The sequence below is a fragment of the Pseudomonas flexibilis genome (assembly GCF_000802425.1).
In the GTDB taxonomy this organism is placed as follows: domain Bacteria; phylum Pseudomonadota; class Gammaproteobacteria; order Pseudomonadales; family Pseudomonadaceae; genus Serpens; species Serpens flexibilis.
Genome location: NZ_JRUD01000002.1, coordinates 128,503 through 150,122, shown reverse-complemented (window position 1 = coordinate 150,122; position 21,620 = coordinate 128,503). Strand labels below are relative to the sequence as shown.

Annotated in this window: 21 protein-coding genes; 11 read left to right on the top strand and 10 right to left on the bottom strand. The window is 68.1% G+C overall.

Going from position 1 to position 21,620, the window contains the following annotated elements; all coding sequences use genetic code 11:
* Positions 1–51 precede the first annotated feature (51 nt).
* Together SF06_RS01290 and SF06_RS01285 are read left to right on the top strand one after the other, a co-directional pair.
* Complete coding sequence (locus SF06_RS01290) at positions 52–1,821, top strand: acyl-CoA dehydrogenase C-terminal domain-containing protein (protein WP_027591832.1); 1,770 nt, start codon at positions 52–54, stop codon at positions 1,819–1,821.
* Positions 1,822–1,947: 126 nt separating this feature from the next.
* Positions 1,948–2,814, top strand: a complete 867-nt coding sequence (locus SF06_RS01285) for an MBL fold metallo-hydrolase (protein ID WP_039559499.1) — start codon at positions 1,948–1,950, stop codon at positions 2,812–2,814.
* A 172-nt stretch (positions 2,815–2,986) separates the two neighbouring features.
* Here SF06_RS01285 and ftsH read toward each other — a convergent pair whose 3' ends face one another.
* The 3 genes from ftsH to mpl all read right to left on the bottom strand — a co-directional run bounded on the left by ftsH (position 2,987) and on the right by mpl (position 6,966).
* Complete coding sequence (gene ftsH, locus SF06_RS01280; RefSeq protein ID WP_039559498.1) at positions 2,987–4,789, bottom strand: ATP-dependent zinc metalloprotease FtsH; 1,803 nt, start codon at positions 4,787–4,789, stop codon at positions 2,987–2,989.
* Positions 4,790–4,856: 67 nt separating this feature from the next.
* Positions 4,857–5,486: a flavin prenyltransferase UbiX gene (ubiX, locus tag SF06_RS01275; RefSeq protein WP_039559496.1), complete on the bottom strand. Its 630-nt coding sequence runs from the start codon at positions 5,484–5,486 to the stop codon at positions 4,857–4,859.
* Positions 5,487–5,613: 127 nt separating this feature from the next.
* Entirely contained in the window at positions 5,614–6,966 is a 1,353-nt protein-coding gene (gene mpl, locus SF06_RS01270) for a UDP-N-acetylmuramate:L-alanyl-gamma-D-glutamyl-meso-diaminopimelate ligase (protein ID WP_039559494.1), read from the bottom strand.
* Positions 6,967–7,102: 136 nt separating this feature from the next.
* Between mpl and exaC the strand changes: the two genes are divergently transcribed.
* The 3 genes from exaC to SF06_RS01255 all read left to right on the top strand — a co-directional run bounded on the left by exaC (position 7,103) and on the right by SF06_RS01255 (position 10,212).
* Positions 7,103–8,623 (top strand): acetaldehyde dehydrogenase ExaC, encoded by a 1,521-nt coding sequence (gene exaC / locus SF06_RS01265; protein WP_039559492.1) that lies wholly within the window; start codon positions 7,103–7,105, stop codon positions 8,621–8,623.
* Positions 8,624–8,779: 156 nt separating this feature from the next.
* Positions 8,780–9,529, top strand: a complete 750-nt coding sequence (locus SF06_RS01260; protein ID WP_039559489.1) for a phytanoyl-CoA dioxygenase family protein — start codon at positions 8,780–8,782, stop codon at positions 9,527–9,529.
* A 209-nt stretch (positions 9,530–9,738) separates the two neighbouring features.
* Entirely contained in the window at positions 9,739–10,212 is a 474-nt protein-coding gene (locus SF06_RS01255) for an LEA/WHy family protein (protein ID WP_027591825.1), read from the top strand.
* Positions 10,213–10,219: 7 nt separating this feature from the next.
* Here the strand turns inward: SF06_RS01255 and SF06_RS01250 are convergent, their stop codons facing one another.
* On the bottom strand, positions 10,220–10,834 hold the full coding sequence (locus SF06_RS01250) for a c-type cytochrome (protein WP_324606659.1): 615 nt from the start codon (positions 10,832–10,834) through the stop codon (positions 10,220–10,222).
* A 259-nt stretch (positions 10,835–11,093) separates the two neighbouring features.
* Here SF06_RS01250 and SF06_RS01245 point away from each other — a divergent pair, with 259 nt between their 5' ends.
* Positions 11,094–11,438, top strand: coding sequence for a zinc ribbon domain-containing protein YjdM (locus SF06_RS01245; RefSeq protein ID WP_039559488.1), 345 nt, complete (start codon positions 11,094–11,096; stop codon positions 11,436–11,438).
* A gap of 96 nt (positions 11,439–11,534) precedes the next feature.
* On the opposite strand, the gene hmpA is transcribed toward SF06_RS01245, so the two are convergent.
* Together hmpA and SF06_RS01235 are read right to left on the bottom strand one after the other, a co-directional pair.
* A complete protein-coding gene (gene hmpA, locus SF06_RS01240; RefSeq protein ID WP_027591161.1) occupies positions 11,535–12,746 on the bottom strand; it encodes an NO-inducible flavohemoprotein in 1,212 nt (403 codons plus the stop codon).
* A 78-nt stretch (positions 12,747–12,824) separates the two neighbouring features.
* Complete coding sequence (locus SF06_RS01235) at positions 12,825–13,319, bottom strand: phosphate-starvation-inducible protein PsiE (protein WP_039559485.1); 495 nt, start codon at positions 13,317–13,319, stop codon at positions 12,825–12,827.
* Positions 13,320–13,490: 171 nt separating this feature from the next.
* Here SF06_RS01235 and SF06_RS01230 point away from each other — a divergent pair, with 171 nt between their 5' ends.
* Positions 13,491–13,745, top strand: coding sequence for a YebG family protein (locus SF06_RS01230; RefSeq protein WP_027591163.1), 255 nt, complete (start codon positions 13,491–13,493; stop codon positions 13,743–13,745).
* A gap of 123 nt (positions 13,746–13,868) precedes the next feature.
* On the opposite strand, the gene SF06_RS01225 is transcribed toward SF06_RS01230, so the two are convergent.
* The 4 genes from SF06_RS01225 to SF06_RS01210 all read right to left on the bottom strand — a co-directional run bounded on the left by SF06_RS01225 (position 13,869) and on the right by SF06_RS01210 (position 18,194).
* The gene (locus tag SF06_RS01225; RefSeq protein ID WP_039559483.1) at positions 13,869–14,984 is read right to left on the bottom strand and encodes a dihydrolipoamide acetyltransferase family protein; all 1,116 of its coding nucleotides are present in this window, start codon (positions 14,982–14,984) and stop codon (positions 13,869–13,871) included.
* 21 nt (positions 14,985–15,005) lie between these two features.
* Positions 15,006–15,992: an alpha-ketoacid dehydrogenase subunit beta gene (locus SF06_RS01220; RefSeq protein WP_027591165.1), complete on the bottom strand. Its 987-nt coding sequence runs from the start codon at positions 15,990–15,992 to the stop codon at positions 15,006–15,008.
* Positions 15,985–17,073, bottom strand: a complete 1,089-nt coding sequence (gene pdhA, locus SF06_RS01215; protein ID WP_039559480.1) for a pyruvate dehydrogenase (acetyl-transferring) E1 component subunit alpha — start codon at positions 17,071–17,073, stop codon at positions 15,985–15,987. The genes SF06_RS01220 and pdhA overlap by 8 nt, the downstream gene beginning before the upstream one ends.
* 101 nt (positions 17,074–17,174) lie before the next feature.
* Entirely contained in the window at positions 17,175–18,194 is a 1,020-nt protein-coding gene (locus tag SF06_RS01210; protein WP_027591167.1) for a Leu/Phe/Val dehydrogenase, read from the bottom strand.
* Between the two features lie 119 nt (positions 18,195–18,313).
* Here SF06_RS01210 and SF06_RS01205 point away from each other — a divergent pair, with 119 nt between their 5' ends.
* The 4 genes from SF06_RS01205 (at position 18,314) to SF06_RS01190 (ending at position 21,542) form a co-directional block, all read left to right on the top strand.
* Positions 18,314–19,108, top strand: a complete 795-nt coding sequence (locus SF06_RS01205; RefSeq protein ID WP_039559477.1) for a transglutaminase family protein — start codon at positions 18,314–18,316, stop codon at positions 19,106–19,108.
* Between the two features lie 62 nt (positions 19,109–19,170).
* Complete coding sequence (locus SF06_RS01200) at positions 19,171–19,632, top strand: hypothetical protein (protein WP_027591169.1); 462 nt, start codon at positions 19,171–19,173, stop codon at positions 19,630–19,632.
* A 295-nt stretch (positions 19,633–19,927) separates the two neighbouring features.
* Positions 19,928–20,155: a PA4570 family protein gene (locus SF06_RS01195; RefSeq protein ID WP_027591170.1), complete on the top strand. Its 228-nt coding sequence runs from the start codon at positions 19,928–19,930 to the stop codon at positions 20,153–20,155.
* 142 nt (positions 20,156–20,297) lie between these two features.
* A complete protein-coding gene (locus SF06_RS01190; protein ID WP_039559475.1) occupies positions 20,298–21,542 on the top strand; it encodes a BaiN/RdsA family NAD(P)/FAD-dependent oxidoreductase in 1,245 nt (414 codons plus the stop codon).
* Positions 21,543–21,620 lie beyond the last annotated feature (78 nt).

Genomic DNA, 21,620 nt, shown 5'->3' with positions numbered 1-21,620 from the left:
CCCCTGACGCCGCAGGCTCCGTGCCTGCGGCGCGCCATCGAGGATCCCGTGATGACCGACTACACCGCCCCGCTGCGCGACATGCGCTTTGTCCTGCACGAACTGCTGGAGGCGCCCGCCCTGTGGGCGCGTCTGCCCGCCCTGGCGGAAACTGTCGACCCGGACACCGCCGACGCCATTCTCGAGGAGGCCGCCAAGGTCTGCGGCCAACTGATCGCGCCGCTCAACCGCAGCGGCGACGAGGAAGGCGCGCAGTGGCGCGACGGCCAGGTGTCCACGCCGAGCGGCTTCCGCGAGGCCTACGCCACCTACATCGAAGGCGGCTGGGTCGGCCTGGGCGGCAACCCCGCCTGGGGCGGCATGGGCATGCCCAAGAGCCTCGCCGTGCAGGTGGAGGAAATGCTCTACGGCGCCAACTCCAGCTTCGCGCTCTATTCCACGCTGACCTCCGGCGCCTGCCTGGCCATCGACGCCCACGCCAGCGAAGCACTGAAAGCCCGCTACCTGCCGCCGCTCTACGAGGGCCGCTGGGCCGGCTCCATGTGCCTGACCGAAGCCCACGCCGGCAGCGACCTGGGGCTGATCCGCACCCGCGCCGAACCGCAGGCCGATGGCAGCTACGCGGTCAGCGGCAGCAAGATCTTCATCACCGGCGGCGAACAGGACCTCACCGAGAACATCATCCACCTGGTGCTGGCGCGCCTGCCGGACGCCCCGGCCGGCCCGAAGGGCATCTCGCTGTTCCTGGTGCCCAAGGTGCTGGTCAACGCCGACGGTTCGCTGGGCGCGCGCAACGCGGTGCACTGCGGCTCCATCGAACACAAGATGGGTATCAAGGCTTCGGCCACCTGCGTGATGAACTTCGACGGCGCCACCGGCTGGCTGGTCGGAGAACCGCACAAGGGCCTGGCGGCGATGTTCACCATGATGAACTACGAGCGCCTGTCCATCGGCATCCAGGGCATCGGCTGCGCCGAGGCCTCCTACCAGAACGCCGCGCGCTACGCCCTCGAACGCCTGCAGGGTCGCGATGCCGCCCAGGCGAGCGGCGCCGTGGCCGATCCGATCATCGTGCACCCGGACGTGCGCCGCATGCTGCTGAGCATGAAGGCGATGACCGAGGGCGGCCGCGCCTTTGCCGGGCATGTCGGCGAGCAACTGGACCTTGCCAAGTTCAGCGACGACGCCGAGGAACGCGCCCGCGCCGCCGCCCAGGTGGCGCTGCTCACCCCGGTGGCCAAGGCGTTTTTCACCGACAGCGGGCTGGACAGCTGCATCCACGGCCAGCAGGTGTTCGGCGGCCACGGCTACATCCGCGAATGGGGCCAGGAGCAGCTGGTGCGCGACGTGCGTATCGCGCAGATCTACGAGGGCACCAACGGCATCCAGGCGCTGGACCTGCTGGGCCGTAAGGTGGTGGCCGATGGCGGCGCCGCGCTGCGCCAGTTCACCGCGCAGATCCGCGCCTTCGCCGAGCAGCCCGGGGCGCCCTACGCCGCCGAGCTGCGCGACGCCGTGCAGCGCCTGGAAGCAGTCAGCGACTGGCTGCTGGCACAGGCCGGGCAGGACCCGCACGCGGTCGGCGCCGCCGCCGTGGAATACCTGCACCTGCTCGGCTACACCGCCTACGCCTGGTTGTGGGCGCGCATGGCGCAGCTGGCCGCCGAGCGCCGCGCCAGCGACGAGGCCTTCTACAGCGGGAAGCTGGCCACCGCCGCGTTCTTCTTCCGCCACCTGCTGCCGCGCACCCTCGGCCTGGAAGCGAGCATCCGCGCCGGCAGCGCCGCGCTGTTCGGGGAGGGCTTCGCGACCAAAGGCTGATGGTTGGATCGGCGAGAAACCACCACCATTCAGTCACTTGCGCGACGCATCCCCTCGCTTTCGGTGTCGCGCTTTTTTATTCCGCTGCCCCGCGTGCGGGCGGCAGCAGGCCAGGAGAATAACAACATGCGAACCCTGACCACTCTGCTGGGCAACAGTCAGAAACTCGATGGCGGCGCCATGTTCGGCAACGCCCCCAAGGCGCTCTGGGAGCGCTGGATGCAACCCGACGCGCAGAACCGCATCGACCTGGGCTGCCGCGCGCTGCTGGTGCAGGAGCCCGGACGCAACATTCTGGTCGAGTCCGGCATCGGCGCCTTCTTCGCCCCGGAGCTCAAGCAGCGCTTCGGCGTGCAGGAAGACCGTCACGTACTGCTCGACAACCTGGCGGCGGTCGGCCTCAGCCATGAGGACATCGACCTGGTGGTGCTCACCCACCTGCACTTCGACCACGCCGGCGGTCTGCTCGCCGCCTGGGAGGAGGGCCAGCCGCCGCGCCTGCTGTTCCCCAACGCGCGCTTCCTGGTCGGCAAGCGCCAGTGGAAGCGCGCCCAGCACCCACACTCGCGCGACCGCGCCTCGTATATCCCCTCCCTGCTGACGCTGCTGGAAGACAGCGGTCGTCTGGAACTGATCGACGAAGCCCCCGACTGCGCGCAGCTCGGTGAAGGCTGGCGCCTGCACTGGAGCGATGGCCACACTCCCGGGCAGATGCTGCCGGAGATCGCCATGCCCAACGGCCCGGTGCTCTACCCCGGCGACCTGATCCCCGGCGCGCCCTGGGTGCACCTGCCGATCACCATGGGCTACGACCGCTTCCCGGAAGGCCTGATCGAGGAGAAGGAAATGCTCCTTGAGCGCATGCTGCTCAATAACGGCCGTCTGGTGTTCACCCACGACCCCAAGATCGCCATCGGCCGCGTGGTGCGCGACGGCAAGGGCAAGTACGGCCTGGCCGACGCCACGGGGGAAGTGGTGGGCGTGAGCGCCTGATTTCCTGGCGCGGCCGAAGCCGCGTCCGGCGGGCAAGAACGGCGTTCTCCAGGCCCGTAGGGCGGACAGCGCTTTCCTGTCCGCCGACAGGTGCCCGACCGCAGCCGCGCCCGGCGGACAAGAACGACGTTGTCCGCCCTACGAGTCCCTGCAGGGCGGCAACGCCGGCGCCCTACCCCACCAACGCCTGCAGCTCCTCGCCGCTCAGGGTTTCCTGCTCCAGCAGGCGCCGCGCGCTGCGTTCCAGCTGTTCGCGGCGCGCCTTGAGCAGCTCGACGCTGCGCTCGAAGGCCGCCTGCACCAGCGCCTGCACTTCCTCGTCGATGGCCGTGGCGGTGCTTTCCGCGTACTCGCGGCGCGGGCGCAGGCCGTACAGCTCGTTGCCGAGATAGGGGTTCGGCTCGCTTTCCAGCGCCAGGTGGCCGAGGCGTTCGGACATGCCGTAGCGGGTGACCATGGCGCGGGCGATGTCGGTGGCCTTGACCAGGTCGTCCGCCGCGCCGGTGGACAGCTGCGCGAATACCAGCCACTCGGCGGCGCGCCCGCCAAGCAGCACGGACATCTTGTGCTCCAGCTCCTCGCGGGTCATCAGGAAGCGGTCCTCGATCGGCCGCTGGATGGTGTAGCCCAGCGCGCCCATGCCGCGCGGAATGATCGACACCTTGTGCACCGGGTCCATCCCCGGCAGCGCCATGGCCACCAGCGCGTGGCCCATCTCGTGGAAGGCCACCACCTCGCGTTCTTTCGGGTTGAGCAGGCGGTTGCGCTTTTCCAGTCCGGCGACGATGCGTTCGATGGCCGCGTTGAAGTCCTGCATTTCCACCGCGACGGCCTTGCGCCGGGTAGCCAGCAGGGTGGCCTCGTTGACCAGGTTGGCCAGGTCGGCGCCGGTGAAGCCGGGGGTCAGTTCGGCAATCAGCTGCGGATCGACGTCCGGTGCCAGTCGCGACTTCTTCAGGTGCACGCCGAGGATCTGCACGCGGCCGACCTTGTCGGGGCGATCGACCAGCACCTGGCGGTCGAAACGCCCGGCGCGCAACAGCGCCGGGTCGAGGATCTCCGGGCGGTTGGTGGCGGCCAGCAGCACCAGACCGCTGGAGGTGTCGAAGCCGTCCAGCTCGACCAGCAGCTGGTTGAGGGTCTGTTCCTTCTCGTCGTGACCGCCGCCCAGCGGCCCGGCGCCACGGGCGCGGCCGAGGGCGTCCAGCTCGTCGATGAAGATGATCGCCGGGGCCTTGGCGCGCGCCTGCTCGAACAGGTCGCGGACCCGCGCGGCGCCGACGCCGACGAACAGCTCGACGAACTCCGAACCGGAAATGGAAAAGAACGGCACCCCGGCCTCGCCGGCCACCGCGCGGGCCAGCAGGGTCTTGCCGGTGCCGGGCGGGCCGACCAGCAGCACGCCCTTGGGCAGCCGGCCGCCGAGCCGGCCGTAGGTCTCGGGATCGCGCAGGAAGTCGATGATTTCCTGCAGCTCGTCCTTGGCCTCGTCCACCCCGGCGACGTCGGCGAAGCTGACCTTGATGTCGGTCTCCACGTAGACCTTGGCCTTGCTCTTGCCGATCTGCATCATGCCGCCGCCCATGCCGCTGCCGATGCGCCTGAGCAGGAACAGCCAGATGCCGAAGAACAGCGCCGCCGGAATCACCCAGCCGGCCAGGTCGCGCAGGAAGGTGCTTTCCACCTTGCCGGCGAAATGCACCGGGTACTGCGCCAGGTGCTCGGCCAGCTGCGGTTCGACGCGGTTGGTGACGAACTGGCGCTGGCCGCCGGCCAGCGGCGACTTGAGGGTGCCCTCGATGCGGCTGTCGGTGACGGCGATGGCTTCGATGCGCCCGGCCTTCAGGTGTTCCTCGAACTCACTGTAGGGAATGGTCGCCACCTGCTGCTGCATCGCCAGCAGGTACTGGATGCCCATGAACGCCAAAATGGCCAGCAGCCAGTAGCCCATGTGGAACTGCGCTTGTTCTTTCACACTCGACTCCCTGTATGGCTCGTGTCCGGATTATCGGCGCTGCCTCGGCGGGCGACGCCGATCCAGGTCAATCGTCGCTGACCAGATGGTGCTCGCCCCAGCGCGGCAGCAGGTCCTGGGGCACGCCCAGGCAGTTGAGGATGCGCGCCACCACGAAGTCCACCAGGTCCTCGACGGTCTGCGGCTGGTTATAGAAGCCCGGCGAGGCCGGCAGGATGGTCACGCCCATGTTCGACAGCCTGAGCATGTTCTCCAGGTGGATGCTGGAGTACGGCGCCTCGCGCGGCACCAGGATCAGCTGGCGGCGCTCCTTGAGGGCCACGTCGGCGGCGCGCTCGATCAGGTTGTTGCAGGCGCCCGTGGCGATCGCCGACAGGGTGCCGGTGCTGCACGGCACCACCACCATCGCCGCCGGCGCGCCGGAGCCGGAGGCCACCGGGGCCATCCAGTCTTCCTTGCCGTACACGCGGATCTGCCCCGGCGCGGCACCGGTGTATTCGGTGAGAAACGCCTGCATGGCCTGCGGCTTGGCCGGCAGCACCACGTCAGTCTCGGTGGCCAGCACCAGCTGCGCGGCCTTGGAGATCAGGAAATGCACCTCGCGCTCCTCCTGCACCAGGCAGTCGAGCAGGCGCAGGCCGTACTGGGCGCCGGAAGCGCCGGTCATCGCCAGGGTGATGCGTTGCGGGCCGGTCATGTTGCCTTCCTCGTGGGTTGGTTGCGGGGCCACCATTTTTTGTAGGAGCGGCTTCAGCCGCGAGCTTCTGGCCAGCGCCTGCCGGAAAAGCATCGCGGCTGAAGCCGCTCCTACAGGTCGTGCTGCCCTACTCCGCCAGCGCCTTGGCCAGCTTGCCGTGCAGGCCGCCGAAGCCGCCGTTGCTCATGATCACCACCTGGGTGCCGGGCGCCACCTGGGATTTGACCCGGGCGATGATCGCTTCCAGCGAATCGCAGACCACCGCCGGCACCGGGCAGGCGGCTGCCGTGGCGCCCAGGTCCCAGCCGAGGTTCGCCGGCGCGTACCAGATCACCTGGTCGGCCTGGGCCACGGATTCCGGCAGGCCGTCGCGGTGCGCGCCGAGCTTCATGGAATTGGAGCGCGGCTCGATCACCGCCACGATCGGCGCTTCGCCGACCTGCTTGCGCAGGCCGTCGAGGGTGGTGGCGATAGCAGTCGGGTGATGGGCGAAGTCGTCGTAGATCGTTACGCCGTTTACCTCGGCGATCTTCTCCATGCGCCGCTTGACGCTCTGGAACCGGCTCAGCGCCTCGGTGCCCACTGCACCCACCACGCCCACATGCCGCGCCGCCGCCAGGGCGGCCAGGGCGTTGTCGACGTTGTGGCGGCCGGTCAGCGTCCAGTTCACCTCGCCCTGCGACTCGCCCTGGAACAGCACCTCGAAGTGCGAGCCGTCCTCGGCCAGCAGGCGCGCCCGCCAGTCGCCGCCCTCGCCGGTGGTCTGCACCGGCGTCCAGCAGCCCATGCCCAGCACGCGCTCGATGGCCTGCTCGGTGGTGGGATGGATGATCAGCCCCTCGCCGGGAATGGTGCGCACCAGATGGTGGAACTGTCGTTCGATGGCCGCCAGGTCCGGGAAGATGTCCGCGTGGTCGAATTCCAGGTTGTTGAGGATCGCGGTGCGCGGCCGGTAGTGAACGAACTTGGAGCGCTTGTCGAAGAAGGCGCTGTCGTATTCGTCGGCCTCGACCACGAAGAACGGCGTGCCGCCCAGGCGCGCCGACACGGCGAAGTTCTGCGGCACGCCACCGATCAAAAAGCCCGGCGCCATGCCGGCGTGTTCGAGGATCCACGCCAGCATGCTGCTGGTGGTGGTCTTGCCATGGGTGCCGGCCACCGCCATCACCCAGCGACCCTGCAGCACGTGGTCGGCCAGCCACTGCGGGCCGCTGGTGTAGGGCAGGCCCTGGTTCAGCACGTACTCCACCGCCGGGTTGCCGCGCGACAGCGCGTTGCCGATCACCACCAGATCCGGCGCCGGCTGCAGATGCTCGGGCAGGTAGCCCTGCATCAGCTGGATGCCCTGGGCCTCGAGCTGGGTGCTCATCGGCGGGTAGACGTTGGCGTCCGAGCCGGTGACATGGTGGCCGAGTTCCTTGGCCAGCACCGCCAGCGAACCCATGAAGGTGCCGCAGATGCCGAGAATGTGGATGTGCATGGAAGTCCTCAACGAAGCAGGCGCGAAGAAATGCCGGCGAGGGTAGCACGCCGCCCCGACCAAGGTCTCAGGGCACCGCCAGGGCGCTGGACTAGGCTTGCTGGATCGCTCACAGCAACGAGCCAGGAGGCCCGCCATGCGTTACGCACACCCCGGCAGCGAAGGCGCCATCGTCACCTTCAAGTCCCGTTACGGCAACTACATCGGCGGCGAGTTCGTGCCCCCGGTGAACGGCCACTACTTCACCAACACCTCGCCGGTCACCGGCGGGCCGATCGCCGAATTTCCCCGCTCCGACGCCGCCGACATCGACAAGGCGCTGGACGCCGCCCATGCCGCCTCCGACGCCTGGGGCCGCACCAGTCCGCAGCAACGCGCGCTGGTGCTGCTGAAGATCGCCGACCGCATCGAGCAGAACCTGGAACTGCTGGCCGTCACCGAGACCTGGGATAACGGCAAGGCGGTGCGCGAGACGCTGAACGCCGACATCCCGCTGGCCGCCGATCACTTCCGCTACTTCGCCGGCTGCATCCGCGCCCAGGAAGGCACCGCGGCGGAAATCGACGCCAGCACCGTGGCCTACCACATCCGCGAACCGCTGGGCGTGGTCGGACAGATCATCCCGTGGAACTTCCCGATCCTGATGGCCGCCTGGAAGCTCGCCCCGGCGCTGGCCGCCGGCAACTGCGTGGTGCTCAAGCCGGCCGAGCAGACGCCGTTGGGCATCACCGTGCTGATGGAGCTGATCGGCGACCTGCTGCCGCCCGGCGTGCTCAACGTGGTGCAGGGCTTCGGGCGCGAGGCCGGCGAGGCGCTGGCGAGCAGCAAGCGCATCGCCAAGATCGCCTTCACCGGCTCCACGCCGGTGGGATCGCACATCATGAAGCGCGCCGCCGAGAACATCATTCCGAGCACCGTGGAGCTGGGCGGCAAGAGCCCGAACATCTACTTCGAAGACATCATGCAGGCCGAACCGGCCTTCATCGAGAAGGCCGCCGAAGGCCTGGTGCTGGGCTTCTTCAACCAGGGCGAGGTGTGCACCTGTCCGTCGCGGGCGCTGGTGCAGGAATCCATCTACGCGCCCTTCATGGAGGCGGTGATGAAGAAGGTCGCGCAGATCAAGCGCGGCGACCCGCTGGACACCGAGACCATGGTCGGCGCGCAGGCCAGCCAGCAGCAGTTCGACAAGATCATGTCGTACCTGCAGATCGCCCGCGAGGAAGGCGCCCAGGTGCTCACCGGCGGCGACGCCGAACGGCTGCAGGGCGACCTGGCCGGCGGCTATTACATCCAGCCGACGCTGCTCAAGGGCGACAACCGCATGCGGGTGTTCCAGGAGGAGATCTTCGGCCCGGTGATCGGCGTGACCACCTTCAAGGACGAGGCGGAGGCGCTGGCGATTGCCAACGACACCGAGTACGGCCTCGGCGCCGGGGTGTGGACCCGCGACATCAACCGCGCCTGGCGCATGGGGCGCGGCATCAAGGCCGGCCGGGTGTGGACCAACTGCTACCACCTCTACCCGGCGCACGCGGCGTTCGGCGGCTACAAGAAATCCGGCGTCGGCCGCGAGACCCACAAGATGATCCTCGACCACTACCAGCAGACCAAGAACCTGCTGGTGAGCTACAACATCCATCCGCTGGGGTTCTTCTAGGGCGGATTCGGGGCGGCCGGCGCTTTGCCGGCCGCCATCCTGCGGTTGCCAGGCAGGCCGCGATGCTCGCAGCCATGGCGGCTGAAGCCGCGAGCTTCTGGGTTCGGCTTGCAGGGCAACATAGAATCTCCCACAGGGTTCCGGTGAACCGTGCCTATGAACAGGGACATCACCCACCAACTGAACGCCCTGCACCACCAGGGCTTCGCCCTGCTGCCCGGCGTGCTGGATGCCGGGCAGGTCGCCGCCGCGCGCGCCGCCATCGACGACCTGCAACCCATCCACTGGGACTACCAGGGCCTGGTCGACGACCACTACAAGTGCGTGTTCAACCGCGCCCCCTTCTGGCTGGCGTACCTGGACCTGCCCGGCGTCATCGAGCTGGCCGAGGCGGCGCTGGGCGAGGACTGCCACATCATCGGGCAGACCGCCTGGCGCAGCCATCCAGGCTTCGTTGGCGCCGAGCTGCATGTGGATCATCTGGTCATGGAACTGCCGGAAGCGCTGCTGGCCGACCCGGCCTTCACGCTGCCGATGCAGATCTGCACGGCGATGATCTACCTGGACGACATCGACCTGTGCCCGACCCTGGTGATTCCCGGCAGCCACAAGGCCGGACGCAAGCCGCATCCCGGTGAAGAAAGCTGGCATGGCCGCACCGCCGAGCCGGTGCTGTGCCAGGCCGGCGATGTGCTGATGCTGCGCAGCGAGCTGTGGCACTCCGGCAGCCGCAACCGCACGGCGGATCGCAGTCGCTACCTGCTGCAGGTGCATTACGGCCGGCGCATGGTGGCGCAGAAGTTCTCGCCGTACCTGCAGTTCCGTTTCAACCCGCAGGTGCTGGCCGCCGCCACACCGCGCCAGCGCCGGCTGCTGGGCGAGCATGCCCCGGCGGAGTATGACTAGGGCATACACCTCGGTGGCCAACGCGATGCATTTACCACCCTACGGTTATGCCCAGCGCCGCGTTATCTCTGTTGCGACCGTAGGGCGGTCAGCGTTTTCCTGGCCGCCGCTGGGGCCGCACAGGGCTGGCGAACGAAGTGGATGCCGGCGGGAGACTTCCGCCCGCGCCCATGGTCCAATCGGCACTTTCCTTCAAGCGGAGCCGTTCCATGGCCGTTGTCACCCGACTGCTCGCCAGCCTTGCGCTGCTGGGCCTGCTCACCGCCTGTGCCTCGCTGGCGCCGCGCGATCCCCTGCACATTGACCTGGCCGGCCTGGAGCCGTTGCCCAGCCAGGGCCTGGAGGCACGCTTCAACCTGAAACTGCGGGTGCAGAACCCCAACGAGCGGGCGGTGGATTACCAGGGCGTGGCGCTGGAACTGGAGGTCAATGGCCAGCCGCTGGCCAGCGGGGTGAGCGCCCAGCGCGGCCAGGTGCCGCGCTTCGGCGAAGCGATCATCGAGGTGCCGGTAACCATCTCGGCCTTCTCGGCCCTGCGCCAGACCTGGGGCCTGGCGGGCTACCAGCCGGGACAGGGATTGCCCTATGTGATTCGCGGCAAGCTGGCCAGCGGGCTGGTGGGCACCACGCGATTCACTACCCAGGGGCAATTGCGCTGGCCGGAGCCGGCAGGGGTGCGCTGACCGGGGGTTACAACACCAGCTTTTCCAGATAGGCGGCCAGGGCCTCGATATCCGCCGGGGTCAGCTGCTTGGCGATCGGCATCATCACCGAGCTGGCGCGCCGCGGGTCGCCGTCGTGGAAGCTGGTCAGCGCGCGGCGCACGTACTCACCAGGTTGGCCGGCCAGCCGCGGGGCGTCTTCCTTGCCCTCGGCCCGCATGCCGTGGCAGGCGATGCAGGTGCCCTGGAACACGCGCTCGCCCTGCATGCGCAACTGGGCATCCACGCTGCTGGCCGAGGGCTTGACCTGCTGCTGGCTGAAGTACACGGCGATGTCCACCTGCTCGTCGACCGTCAGCTGCTTGGCCAGCTTGCTCATCACGAAATCGTTGCGCTGGCCGTTGGCGAAGGTGTCGAACGCCTTGAACAGGTAGATGGGGTTCTGGCCGGCCAGGTTGGGAATGTAGTCACGCTTGCTGTTGCCGTCCTCGCCGTGGCAGTAGCCACAGAACCGCACCCGCTCGAACCCCGAGTCATATGCCTGCTGGCGCAGGATCGGATCGTTCATCAGTTGCTGGAAGCGGGCCAGGGCCGCCTCGTTGGCGGATACGAGCGGAGCGACGCAGAGAAGCAGGGCAAGCAAGGGTGATCGCATGAGGGCAGGACCTCGGCTGGTGAATGGCAACCTGACGGCGGCGAGACTATAGGAACAAACCCGACCGACGACCCGACACAAATCAATGAAACGCCTCGGGAGACGGACAGGCCGATCAGTCAGCGCGCTGTGTATCACATTGTCAGTGCTATTGGATTGGCATCACCGCGGGACCGCTTGCCGCACGGCAGGGAGAAACCCTATACAATCCGCGGCTTTATCACGACCCGACCCCGAGGAGACGCCCATGAGCGGCCTGCCCCCCTGCCCGCAATGCGGTTCCGAATACACCTACGAAGACGGCGCGCAGCTGGTCTGCCCCGAGTGCGCCCATGAGTGGAGCGCCAGCGCCGACGCTGCCCCAGGCGGCGACGGCGAGCGCGTCATCAAGGATTCGGTGGGCAACGTCCTGCAGGACGGCGACACCGTCACCGTCATCAAGGACCTGAAGGTCAAGGGCTCGTCCTCGGTGGTCAAGGTCGGCACCAAGGTGAAGAACATCCGCCTGTGCGACGGCGACCACGACATCGACTGCAAGATCGACGGCATCGGCGCCATGAAGCTGAAGTCGGAGTTCGTGAAGAAGGTGTAAGCACGCCTGAACCTGTGGGAGCGAATTTATTCGTGAGCTTTTATGCCAAAAGCATTGCGGACAAGTCCGCTCCCACGGTTGGCGGCCGAAACCGCCCTACTCCGCAAACAGATCCGGCCCGAACACCTCGTAATGGATGCGCCCCTCGGGAATGCCGAGGTTCTCCAGCGCGTCGTGCTGCAGGCGCATGAAGGGGATCGGCCCGCAGATGTAGTAGTCGGCATCCGGCAGCAGAATCTCGTCGCGGATCGCTTTCACGTCGACCAGGCCCGGGTGGTCGTAGTCCCTCCCCTCCACGTCCTCGTCCAGCGGCTCGTTGTAAAAGACAAGCACCTTGAAATTCGCGTGCTCGCGCTCCGCCTGGCGCAACCGGTCGCGCATGGCATGCACCCGGCTGTTGCGCGCCCCGTGCACGAACACGACCTGGCGCGCCGGATTCTGCAGCGCGGTCTTGAGCATGCTGACCATCGGCGTCAGCCCCACCCCGCCGCTGATCAGCACGATGGGCGTGTGCGCCTCGACATCGATGTGGAAGTTGCCGTAGGGCGGTGACACCTTCAGCTCGTCACCCACCTGCACATGATCGTGCAGCAGGCAGGACACCTGTCCCGGCGGCTGGCCGGGTTCGGCTTCGCGCTTCACCGAGATGCGGTAGGTGCGGCCGTTGGGCATGTCCGACAGGCTGTACTGGCGAATCTGCTGCAAGCCCAGCGTCGGCACCTGCACGGCCAGGCTGATGTACTGGCCGGGCTGGAAGTTCGCCAGCGGCCCGCCGTCGGCCGGCGCCAGCACGAACGAGGTGATCACCTCGCTCTCCGGGTTCTTCTCCTGCACCACGAAGGTGCGCCAGTCGTTCCAGCCGCCGGTGTGGTTGGCGCTTTCCTCGCGCAGGCGACGCTCCATGCCGGTCAGCAGATCGGCCAACTGGCCATAGGCCTGCGCCCAGGCATCGAGGATGTCCTGGCTGGCGGCCTCCTGCAGCACGTCCTTGATGGCGCCTAGCAGGTGCTCGCCGACGATGGGGTACTGGTCGGGCCGCACGCCGAGGCTGGCGTGCTTGTGGGCGATGTTCTCCAGCACCGCGGCAAGGGTTTCCGGCTGCTCGATGTTCGCCGCGTAGGCGTACACCGCGCGCGCCAGGGCTTCCTGCTGCTGGCCGCGCTGCTGGTGGGTCATGTTGAACAGGTTGCGCAGGTCGGGATGCGCCTCGAACAGGCGCTGGTAGAAGCGCCGGATGATGGTCGAGCCCTGCTCGGCCAGCACCGGCGCGGTGGCCTTGATGAGGTCCTTGGTGTCCTGGCTGAGCATGTCGCACTCCTGTAGGCGTTTGCCTTAAGCAAAGTGCGGCATGGCGCGGTTGTCAGCCCGATCCGACCGAGGGACCCGCTATTCCTCGCCGAGGCCGTCGCGCGCCTGCGGCGGCTGGCGCAGGGTGCGCCGCGGCGGGTAGGACGGCACCGAGGGGAAGCGCGCCGAGGCGTAGCGCACCACCAGGATCGCCACGGCCAGCAGCAGGATGGCGCCGGATACGTAGATCACGCCGAGGTCCGGCCGGTGGTGGTGGGAAATGTCGGAAATCATCAGGCGGGTCAGCGCGGTGATCGCCACATAGATCAGAAAGCGCACCGGCATGTGGTTGGTCTTGAAGTAGATGCCAACCATGGCACCCAGCTCCAGGTAGATGAACAGCAGCAGGATGTCGTCGATGCTCGCCGAGCCCTTGGCCACCATGTCGAGGAAGGCCACCACCGCCGCCCAGGCGGTGATCGCACCGATGGCGAACAGCGCCAGGTAATGGAAGGCCTCGGCCAGCAGGTTGCCGAGCGACTCGGCCAGTTCATGCAGGTTGTTGCGCAGGGTATCGGCCCAGTTCTGTTTCACGGCGTGGCTCCTTGATGGCAGGGCGGCTAGACGAAAGTCGAATGCAGGCAGCATGCCATGTCTTTATGCGCAGCAACCAGCGTCCTGGGGGTTTGCAGCGTGATGGCAAATCCCTATACTGGATAAACAAACAGTATCCAACCAACCCTTGGAAGAAGGCAGGAGTGATGAATGGCCGTCGAAGTGGTGTACCGCAGCTCGCGCGATCCGGAGCGTCTGTTCATGGATAAGGCCGAAGCCGATCGTTACGACAAGATGCTCGAGCTGGCCGAGGCGCTGGCCGCGGCGCTGGAGAAGGCCGTGCCCTCGCTCGGCGAGGAGCAGCGCGAGGAAGTGGGCATCTTCATGGCCCGCAACCGCGAGGTGTTCGCCAAGGCCTTCAAGGGCCCGGTCGATCTCTCCGAGCTGAACTACGAGAAGCTCTGAACGGTTTTGCAGAAGGGCCATGGCACCGCCCCGCGACACCCCCTCTCTGTCGCGGCCATGTTTTCCTTCTGCACTTTTATTGGAGCCACCCACCCGGCGGTGGCCAACGCTGCGCGTTCCACCCTACGGCGCGCCCGGCTTCTCCAGCGCCTCCACCAGCGCCTTGAGAAAGCGCGCCGCCTCGCCGCCGGTGATCACCCGGTGGTCGAAGGTCAGCGACAGCGGCAGGATCGGGTGCACCTCCACTTCGTTGCCGCCGGCCACCGGTTCGCGGCGAATGCCACCCGCACCGAGGATCGCCACCTGCGGTGGCACCACCACCGGACTGGCGTAGCGCCCGAACAGAGTGCCGTAGTTGGACAGCGTGAAGGTCGCGCCCATCATCTCCTGCGGCGGAATCGAACGTGCCTGCACGTCGGCGCGCAGCCGCGCCATGCCGGCCCTGAGGTCTTCCGCCGAGCGATTGCCGACATCGCGCAGCACCGGCACGAACAACCCGTCCGGCGTGTCCACGGCGATGCCCAGGTCGAGGGTTTCATGCTGCTTGAGCAGCATTCGGTGCCCGTCGAACCAGCTGTTCAGCCCCGGTTCGACGCGCGCCGCCTCGGCTATGGCCAGGGCCAGGCGCACCAGCGGGTCGCGTGGTTCGGCCCAGCGTTGCAGGTCGGCGTCGCCGAAAATCGTCACCGGCACCACCTCGGCGTGCGCGCGAGCCATGTTCAGCGCCATGCTGCGCCGCACGCCGCGCAGCTTCTCGCCTTCGAAGGCGCCAGCAGAGCCCTGGGCCGCCGTTTCCACGTCGGCTCGGGTGATCAGCCCGTCAGGGCCGCTGCCCTGGAGATCCTCCAGGCGCACCTTCAGGCGGTTGGCCAGTTGGCGCACCGCCGGCGTCGCCCGTGGCGCCAGGTGCTCACGGGTGGACGGAGCGGCACCTATGAAAAAGCGATCCTCCTGCGCGCCCGCCGTGCCGCCTTCCAGGCGGCCAACCACCGTGCCGCTGTCGTCCTCGCCTTCGTAGGCCAGCAGCGGTTCACCGACATGCAGGATGTCTCCCGGCGCGCCGAAGGTCTTGACCACCACGCCATCGTAGGGCGCGGGAATGTCGACGATGGCCTTGGCGGTTTCCACCGAGACCAGCAACTGGTCGGCCTTCACGGTCTCGCCGGCCTGCACGTGCCATTCGACGATCTCCGCCTCCTGCAACCCCTCGCCCAGGTCGGGCAACTTGAAGTGCTTCATCGTTTTTCTCCCAGATGTCCGTCAGGCGTAGTCCAGTACCGTCTCGCAGGCGGCGAGGATGTCCTCGACGCCCGGCAGGTACAGCTGTTCCAGCCGGTACAGCGGTGGCGGGATGTCCGGCGCGGTGACCCGCTGGATGGGTGCGCGCAGGTCGAGCCAGGCGCGCTCGTACAGGCTGGCGGCGATTTCCCCGCCCAGCCCGCCGCTCCTTGGCGCCTCGTGCACGATCACGCAGCGCCCGGTCTTGCGCAGCGAGGCTTCCAGGGTGTCGAGGTCCAGCGGCTTGAGGCAGGCGACGTCGATCACCTCGGCCTCGACGCCCTGCTCGGCCAGGCGTGCCGCCGCCTGCAGGGTTTCGTGCACGCTGGCGCCCCAGCTCACCAGCGTCAGGTCCTGGCCTTCGCGCAGGGTGAAGCAGCTGTCCAGCGGCAGGCGTTGGCCATCGTCCTGCAGCGGCTGCGGGTTCATGCGGTACAGGCGGGTGGGCTCCAGAAAGAGCACCGGATCGGGATCGTCGATGGCCGCCAGCAGCAGCCCGTAGGCGCGCGCCGGCGAGGAAGGCACCACCACGCGCAGGCCGGGGATGTGCGCGAACAGCGCCTCGGTGCTTTCGCTGTGGTGTTCCGGCGCGCGGATGCCGGCGCCCATCGGCGTGCGCATCACCAGCGGACAGGACAGCCGCCCGCGCGTGCGGTTGCGCAGGCGGCTGGCATGGGATACCAAGTGCTCCATGGCGGCGTAGATGAAGCCCATGAACTGGATTTCCACCACCGGCTTGAGGCCCTGGGCGGCCATGCCGACGGCCAGCCCGCCGAGCATGGTTTCCGCCAGCGGCGTATCGATCACCCGCTTGCGCCCGAAGCGCTCGCGCAGCCCCAACGTGGCGCGGAACACGCCGCCGTTCACGCCCACGTCCTCGCCGAGCACCACCACGTTCTCGTCATCGGCCATGGCGCGGGCCAGCGCCAGGTTCACCGCTTCCACCAGGCTGTAGGTCTTGTCACTCATGGGCCTGCCCTCCGCGCCGAGCGACGCGCTCGCGCATCTGCTCGCGCTGCTCGGCCAGGGGGGTCGGCCAGCGCTGGTAAAGGTGCTCGAACACCTGGTCCGGGTCGGGTTCGCCGATGCGCTCGAAGCGTTCCACGGCCAGCTGCAGCTGCGCCTGGCAGTGCTCGATCAGGTCCTGCTCGCGCTGTTCGTTCCAGTTGCCGCGGCTGGCCAGGAATGCCTGCAGACGCTTGATCGGCTCGCGCGCCCAGGCGGCGGAGACTTCCTCGTTCGGCCGGTAGCGGCTGGCGTCGTCGGCGGTGGTGTGGTCGCTGAGGCGGTAGCTCAGGCATTCGATCAGCGTCGGCCCCTTGCCCTGGCGGGCGCGCTCCAATGCCGCCTGGATGCGCGTGTAGACCGCCAGCACGTCGTTGCCGTCCACCTGCTCGCCGGGGATGCCCGCGCCGACAGCCTTCTGCGCCAGGGTCGGTGCGCCGCATTGCAGGCTGCGCGGCACCGAGATGGCCCACTGGTTGTTGTTGATGATGAAGACCACCGGCAGCTGCCAGGCACCCGCCACGTTGAGGGCTTCGAGGAAGTCACCCTTGCTGGTGGCGCCGTCGCCACAGGTGGTGGCCACGGCGCGGTGCTGGTCGCGGATGCGCATCGCCGCCGCCACGCCACAGGCATGCAGCGCCTGGGTGGCGATGGGCACGCAGATGGGGAAATCCTCGCGGGCCAGCGGGTCGGCGAAGGCGCTGCCGCGCTCGTCGCCACCCCAGTAGAGCAGCACCTCCTCCATGCGCGCGCCGCGCATCAGCTGCACCCCGGTGTCACGGTAATAGGGCACCAGCACGTCATCCGGGCGCAGCGCGGCGCCCAGTGCCACGCCGATGGCTTCCTGGCCGAGGCCCTGGGCGAAGGTGCCGATCCGCCCGGTGCGCTGCAGCGCCACGGCCTTCTGGTCGAACAGGCGAGTCAGCACCATCTGCCGATACAGGCGTTCCAGCAATTCGGCATCGTCGGCGCAGGGTGGCAGCGCGGCGCAGGGCCGGCCGTCGGGGTCGAGAAAACGCGTGAAGGGGATTGCAGGGTCGTGCATGCCAGTCTCCTCGGCGCCTTATGGGCGCGGTGGTCGAACCCGATGGGCTTGTGGCCCGGGTCCGTGAGCGAAACCTGTGCGTTGGCGATTACCAGCTGCCGTCAGCCAAACAGTAGCCTTTCCGCCTGCTGGTCGGCTACCCGTGCCGGCGAGCGCTTTTCTGCCTGGGCATGGGCGTAGATATCGGTGAGACGCCGGGGAATCTCCTGCATCTGCGCGGTGATGCGCTCCGGCGGCGCGCCTTCGTGCTGCAGGGAAACATAGATCAGTCCGCCGGAGTTGATCACGTAATCCGGCGCGTAGAGGATGCCGCGCGCTTCCAGTTCATCGGCGATACCCGGGTGGCTCAGTTGATTGTTGGCCGCGCCCGCCACCGCCGCGCAGCGCAGCTGGGCCACCGTCAGGCTGTTGAAAATGCCGCCCAGCCCGCAGGGCGAGAGGATGTCGCAGGGTGTGGCCAGCAGTGCCTCGCTGGGTACCGGATGGGCGCCGAACTGTTCGACCGCCAACTGCACCAGACCCGGGTTGTGGTCGCTGACCAGCAATTCGGCGCCGGCCGCGGCGAGTTGTTCGGCCAGGGCAAACCCCACGTGGCCGAGCCCCTGTACGGCGATGCGCAGGTCTTCCAGATCGTCGCTGCCCAGCCGTGCCAGTGCGGTGGCACGGATGCCGGCGAACACACCGAGGGCGGTGTGCACCGACGGGTCGCCGCCCTGGCTGGTGCTGGTCACATGGGTGGTCTGCCGGGCGACACAGTCCATGTCGGCGGCAGAGGTGCCGCTGTCCACCGCAGTGATGTAGCGACCGCCCAGTGAATCCACCATTCGCCCGAAGGCCTCGAACAGCGCGGCGCGATCATTCAGGTGCGGTGGGCGCATGATCACCGCCTTGCCGCCGCCCTGTGCCAGGCCCGCCAGCGCGGCCTTGTAGCTCATGCCCTCGGCCAGGCGCATGGCGTCGCGGATCGCGCTCTCCTCGTCCGCGTAGGCAAGGAAGCGGCAGCCGCCGAGCGCCGGCCCCAGCCGGGTATTGTGGATGGCGATGACCGCCCGCATGCCGGTGGCGGGGTCATGCGCAAGGTGCAAGGCCTCCAGCCGGACGGCCTCCATCTGGGCAAACATGGCATCCCTCCGCCGGGCCTGAGTGATCTGGTGCAAGCAGTATAGGTGGCGGCTGCGGGTCGACTGGACGGGCCGGCAAGGCCCGTCTACAAGAATGGGGTCACTTGGAGGCGCGATGAATGGATGCCCGCGAAGCCTGCCTGTCCTGTCTGCGTCGGGGTACGGATGCCCTGTTCGAGGCGGCCCTGTGGATCGCTGCCGAGCACGATCCCACCTTCCAGCCCGAAAGCCTGCTGGCCACCGTCGAGCGCCTGCGCCATCGACTGTCGACCAGCCTGCCTACCCTGCCGGCCCGCGAGCAGGCGCAGCCGCTGTTACGCCTGCTGAACGCGCTGGACTTCCATGAAGACACCAGCGGCCCGGACAGCGTCCTGGCCCACCGGGTGCTGCAGCGCCGGCGGGGCCAGCCATTGATGCTGGGCCTGCTGGCCCTGGAGCTGGCCCGCCGGCTGGACATTCCGCTGCGCGGCATCAACTTTCCCGGTCGCTTCCTGCTGCGAGTGCCGGGTGCCGACCATTTGCTCGACCCGGCTGGCGGCCGGCGGCTGTACCTGAACGATTGCCGCGAGCTGCTCGAACGTCGCTACCAGGGCAGGCTGCAGCTCAACTCCAGCCATCTGCAGCCCTGCTCGCCCGCCGAGCTGCTGCAACGCATCTCGCGCAGCCTGCGCCATCAGCACCAGAAAGCCGGCCAACTGCTCGCCGCGCTGAAGGATGCCGACCGGGTGCTGCAACTGGGCGTGCCCACGGTGGCCGACCACCTGGCCCGTGCCGATCTCTACCAGCGCCTGGAATGCCCGCCCGGCGAGCGCTACGACCTGCAGCACGCCCTGCTGCTCTGCGAGGACCCCGGCGAGCGCCTGCGCCTGACCGAGCGCCTGCGCGAAGCGGGCACGCCCGACGTGGTGCACTGACAGTCGACGTGGCCGCCCAGGCCACTAGAATGGCGGTCTCCCCCTGGCTTGGAAGCGTGCCCATGCTGTTTGGCGTCCTGTTGGTCATGACCTGGTTGATCCTGCTGATTCGCTACCCGCACAAGGCGTTGCCGGTGTCGCTGGTCGCGCTGCTCGGCATCGGCCTGCTGGCCAGCTGGGTGCTCTGGCAGGAGGCCCGCGACGAAGACCGCCTGGCCCGTCTGGAACTGAGCCTCGACTACGCACCCGGTCAGTGCCCGGCCCATCGCCCGCTGCGCGTCTCCCTGCGCAACACCAGCACGCTGCCGCTGCGCGAGCTGACCTGGCGCATCGCCGCCTACCCGGCCGAAGACGATCTCAACCTGGCCCGCTCGGAAACCGTGGCGCGCTACCACGGTGCCGCGCCGCTGGCCCCCGGCGCGCAGTGGCACGACTGCCTGCCACTACCGGCCCTGCGCCCCGGCTATGTGCCCGAATCCCTGGTGTTTCGTGCCGAGCGGCGACGCGGCCACTTTGCCGATTGAGGCCCGTCAATCGCCGCCATAGAGATTGCCAAGTTCCTCCGCAGCTCATGCGCGGGCACAGTAGCCACCAACGAACACCGCTTCCCTCAAGGAGGAACGTATGCACCTGATCGCCCGACTGCTGACGCCCACGCAACCGAACCAGAACAGCCGCCACGCCTGCCAGGAGCACCCGAATTTCTGGATGTACCCCTGCCAGTGAGCACCAGCCGCAAGCGGCCTGTTCGATCAGGCCTCTTGCGCTTTTATTAATACGAATTATTCTCATCCATCCTTTTCACAGGAGAGATGAGCCATGACCTACCTGATCGACGCCTGGCTGGACCACCCGAAACCCTACCTGCGTGTGCTGGATCGAGCCACCGGCTCGGTTTGCGTGCGCCTCGAAGGGCAAGAGCTGCAGGAACTGCGCGAACAGGGCGAACTGGACCCCGCCGTGCTCACCACCGACCGGCCCGGCGAACTCAAGGAACTGGTGCGCACCCTGTTTCTGTTCAGCTACGCCAGGGCGCTGCGCGCCTGAACCAGACACCGCGCCGCCCCTGCGCTGCACGCCGTGCCAGCCGCCTGGGTGTAGGGTGGTCAACGCTGCGCGTTGGCCACCGCGGCGCTGACCCGCCGACAGCGGTAGAATCGCCGCCTTTCCCCAACCCAGTCGCCGTTCCATGCCCCAGCCCTCTTCCCCCATCGTCGTCATTGGCGGCGGCCCCGCCGGTCTGATGGCCGCCGAAGTCCTGGCCCAGGCCGGGCTGTCCGTGGATCTGTACGACGCGATGCCCTCGGTGGGCCGCAAGTTCCTGCTCGCCGGGGTCGGCGGTATGAACATCACCCACTCGGAAGCCCGCGAGGCCTTCCTGTCGCGTTACCGCGAAGCGCGTCCGGCGCTGCAGCCGCACATCGAAGCCTTCGACGCCGAGGCGCTGCGCGCCTGGATTCACGGCCTGGGCATCGACACCTTCGTCGGCAGCTCGGGCCGGGTGTTCCCCACCGACATGAAGGCCGCGCCGCTGCTGCGCGCCTGGCTCAAACGTCTGAAGGACAGTGGAGTACGCATCCACACCCGCAGCCGCTGGCTGGGCTGGAACGACACGGGTCAATTGCGCATCGCCAGCGAACACGGCGAACAGGCCGTCGACGCCGCGGCGCTGATCCTGGCGCTGGGCGGTGGCAGCTGGGCGCGGCTGGGCTCGAACGGCGCCTGGGTGCCGCTGCTGCAACAGCGCGGCGTCGCCATCGCGCCGCTGCGCGCCAGCAATTGCGGCTTCGAGGTAGACGGCTGGAGCACGCTGCTGCGCGACAAGCATGCCGGCGCGCCGCTGAAGAACGTCACCCTGGCGCTACCCGGCCAGCCGGCCCGGCGCGGCGAGTTCATCCTCACCGCCACCGGCATCGAGGGCAGCCTGGTGTATGCACTGTCCGCCGAAATTCGCGGCGTGATCGAGCGCGAGGGTGCGGCGATGGTGCAGCTGGATTTGCTGCCCGACCGCACGCTGGAACAGATCGCCATCGCGCTGGCCAAGCCGCGCGGCGCGCAGTCGATGGCCAAGCACCTGCATCGCCAGTTGAAGCTCGACGGCGTGAAGGCCGCGCTCTTGCGCGAGCTGACCGAGGCCGCCACCTTCCAGGCGCCGCAGCAACTGGCACAAGCGATCAAGGCCCTGCCGATCCGCCTGCTGCGCACCCGGCCGCTGGACGAGGCGATCAGCAGCGCCGGCGGCGTGCCGTTCGCCGAGCTGGATGAGCGGCTGATGTTCAGGAAACTGCCCGGCGTGTTCTGCGCCGGGGAGATGCTCGATTGGGAAGCGCCGACCGGCGGCTACCTGCTCACCGCCTGCTTTGCCACTGGGCGCGCGGCGGCAAACGGGGTGATCAAATGGTTGACGGATTCGGCTGCCACCAGCCCGCCGTAGCCTGTAGGGCGGACAGCGCTTTCCTGTCCGCCGGCTGGCACCCGACCGCAGCCGCACCTGGCGGACAAGAACGACGTT

What these genes read in the sequence shown, in the direction of transcription:
- SF06_RS01290 (WP_027591832.1), top strand. Translation starts at nt 52, where the DNA reads ATGACCGACTACACCGCCCCGCTGCGCGACATGCGCTTTGTCCTGCAC.
- SF06_RS01285 (WP_039559499.1), top strand. Translation starts at nt 1,948, where the DNA reads ATGCGAACCCTGACCACTCTGCTGGGCAACAGTCAGAAACTCGATGGC.
- ubiX (WP_039559496.1), bottom strand. Translation starts at nt 5,486, where the DNA reads ATGACCGGCCCGCAACGCATCACCCTGGCGATGACCGGCGCTTCCGGC.
- mpl (WP_039559494.1), bottom strand. Translation starts at nt 6,966, where the DNA reads ATGCACATCCACATTCTCGGCATCTGCGGCACCTTCATGGGTTCGCTG.
- exaC (WP_039559492.1), top strand. Translation starts at nt 7,103, where the DNA reads ATGCGTTACGCACACCCCGGCAGCGAAGGCGCCATCGTCACCTTCAAG.
- SF06_RS01260 (WP_039559489.1), top strand. Translation starts at nt 8,780, where the DNA reads ATGAACAGGGACATCACCCACCAACTGAACGCCCTGCACCACCAGGGC.
- SF06_RS01255 (WP_027591825.1), top strand. Translation starts at nt 9,739, where the DNA reads ATGGCCGTTGTCACCCGACTGCTCGCCAGCCTTGCGCTGCTGGGCCTG.
- SF06_RS01245 (WP_039559488.1), top strand. Translation starts at nt 11,094, where the DNA reads ATGAGCGGCCTGCCCCCCTGCCCGCAATGCGGTTCCGAATACACCTAC.
- hmpA (WP_027591161.1), bottom strand. Translation starts at nt 12,746, where the DNA reads ATGCTCAGCCAGGACACCAAGGACCTCATCAAGGCCACCGCGCCGGTG.
- SF06_RS01230 (WP_027591163.1), top strand. Translation starts at nt 13,491, where the DNA reads ATGGCCGTCGAAGTGGTGTACCGCAGCTCGCGCGATCCGGAGCGTCTG.
- SF06_RS01225 (WP_039559483.1), bottom strand. Translation starts at nt 14,984, where the DNA reads ATGAAGCACTTCAAGTTGCCCGACCTGGGCGAGGGGTTGCAGGAGGCG.
- SF06_RS01220 (WP_027591165.1), bottom strand. Translation starts at nt 15,992, where the DNA reads ATGAGTGACAAGACCTACAGCCTGGTGGAAGCGGTGAACCTGGCGCTG.
- pdhA (WP_039559480.1), bottom strand. Translation starts at nt 17,073, where the DNA reads ATGCACGACCCTGCAATCCCCTTCACGCGTTTTCTCGACCCCGACGGC.
- SF06_RS01210 (WP_027591167.1), bottom strand. Translation starts at nt 18,194, where the DNA reads ATGTTTGCCCAGATGGAGGCCGTCCGGCTGGAGGCCTTGCACCTTGCG.
- SF06_RS01205 (WP_039559477.1), top strand. Translation starts at nt 18,314, where the DNA reads ATGGATGCCCGCGAAGCCTGCCTGTCCTGTCTGCGTCGGGGTACGGAT.
- SF06_RS01200 (WP_027591169.1), top strand. Translation starts at nt 19,171, where the DNA reads ATGCTGTTTGGCGTCCTGTTGGTCATGACCTGGTTGATCCTGCTGATT.
- SF06_RS01195 (WP_027591170.1), top strand. Translation starts at nt 19,928, where the DNA reads ATGACCTACCTGATCGACGCCTGGCTGGACCACCCGAAACCCTACCTG.
- SF06_RS01190 (WP_039559475.1), top strand. Translation starts at nt 20,298, where the DNA reads ATGCCCCAGCCCTCTTCCCCCATCGTCGTCATTGGCGGCGGCCCCGCC.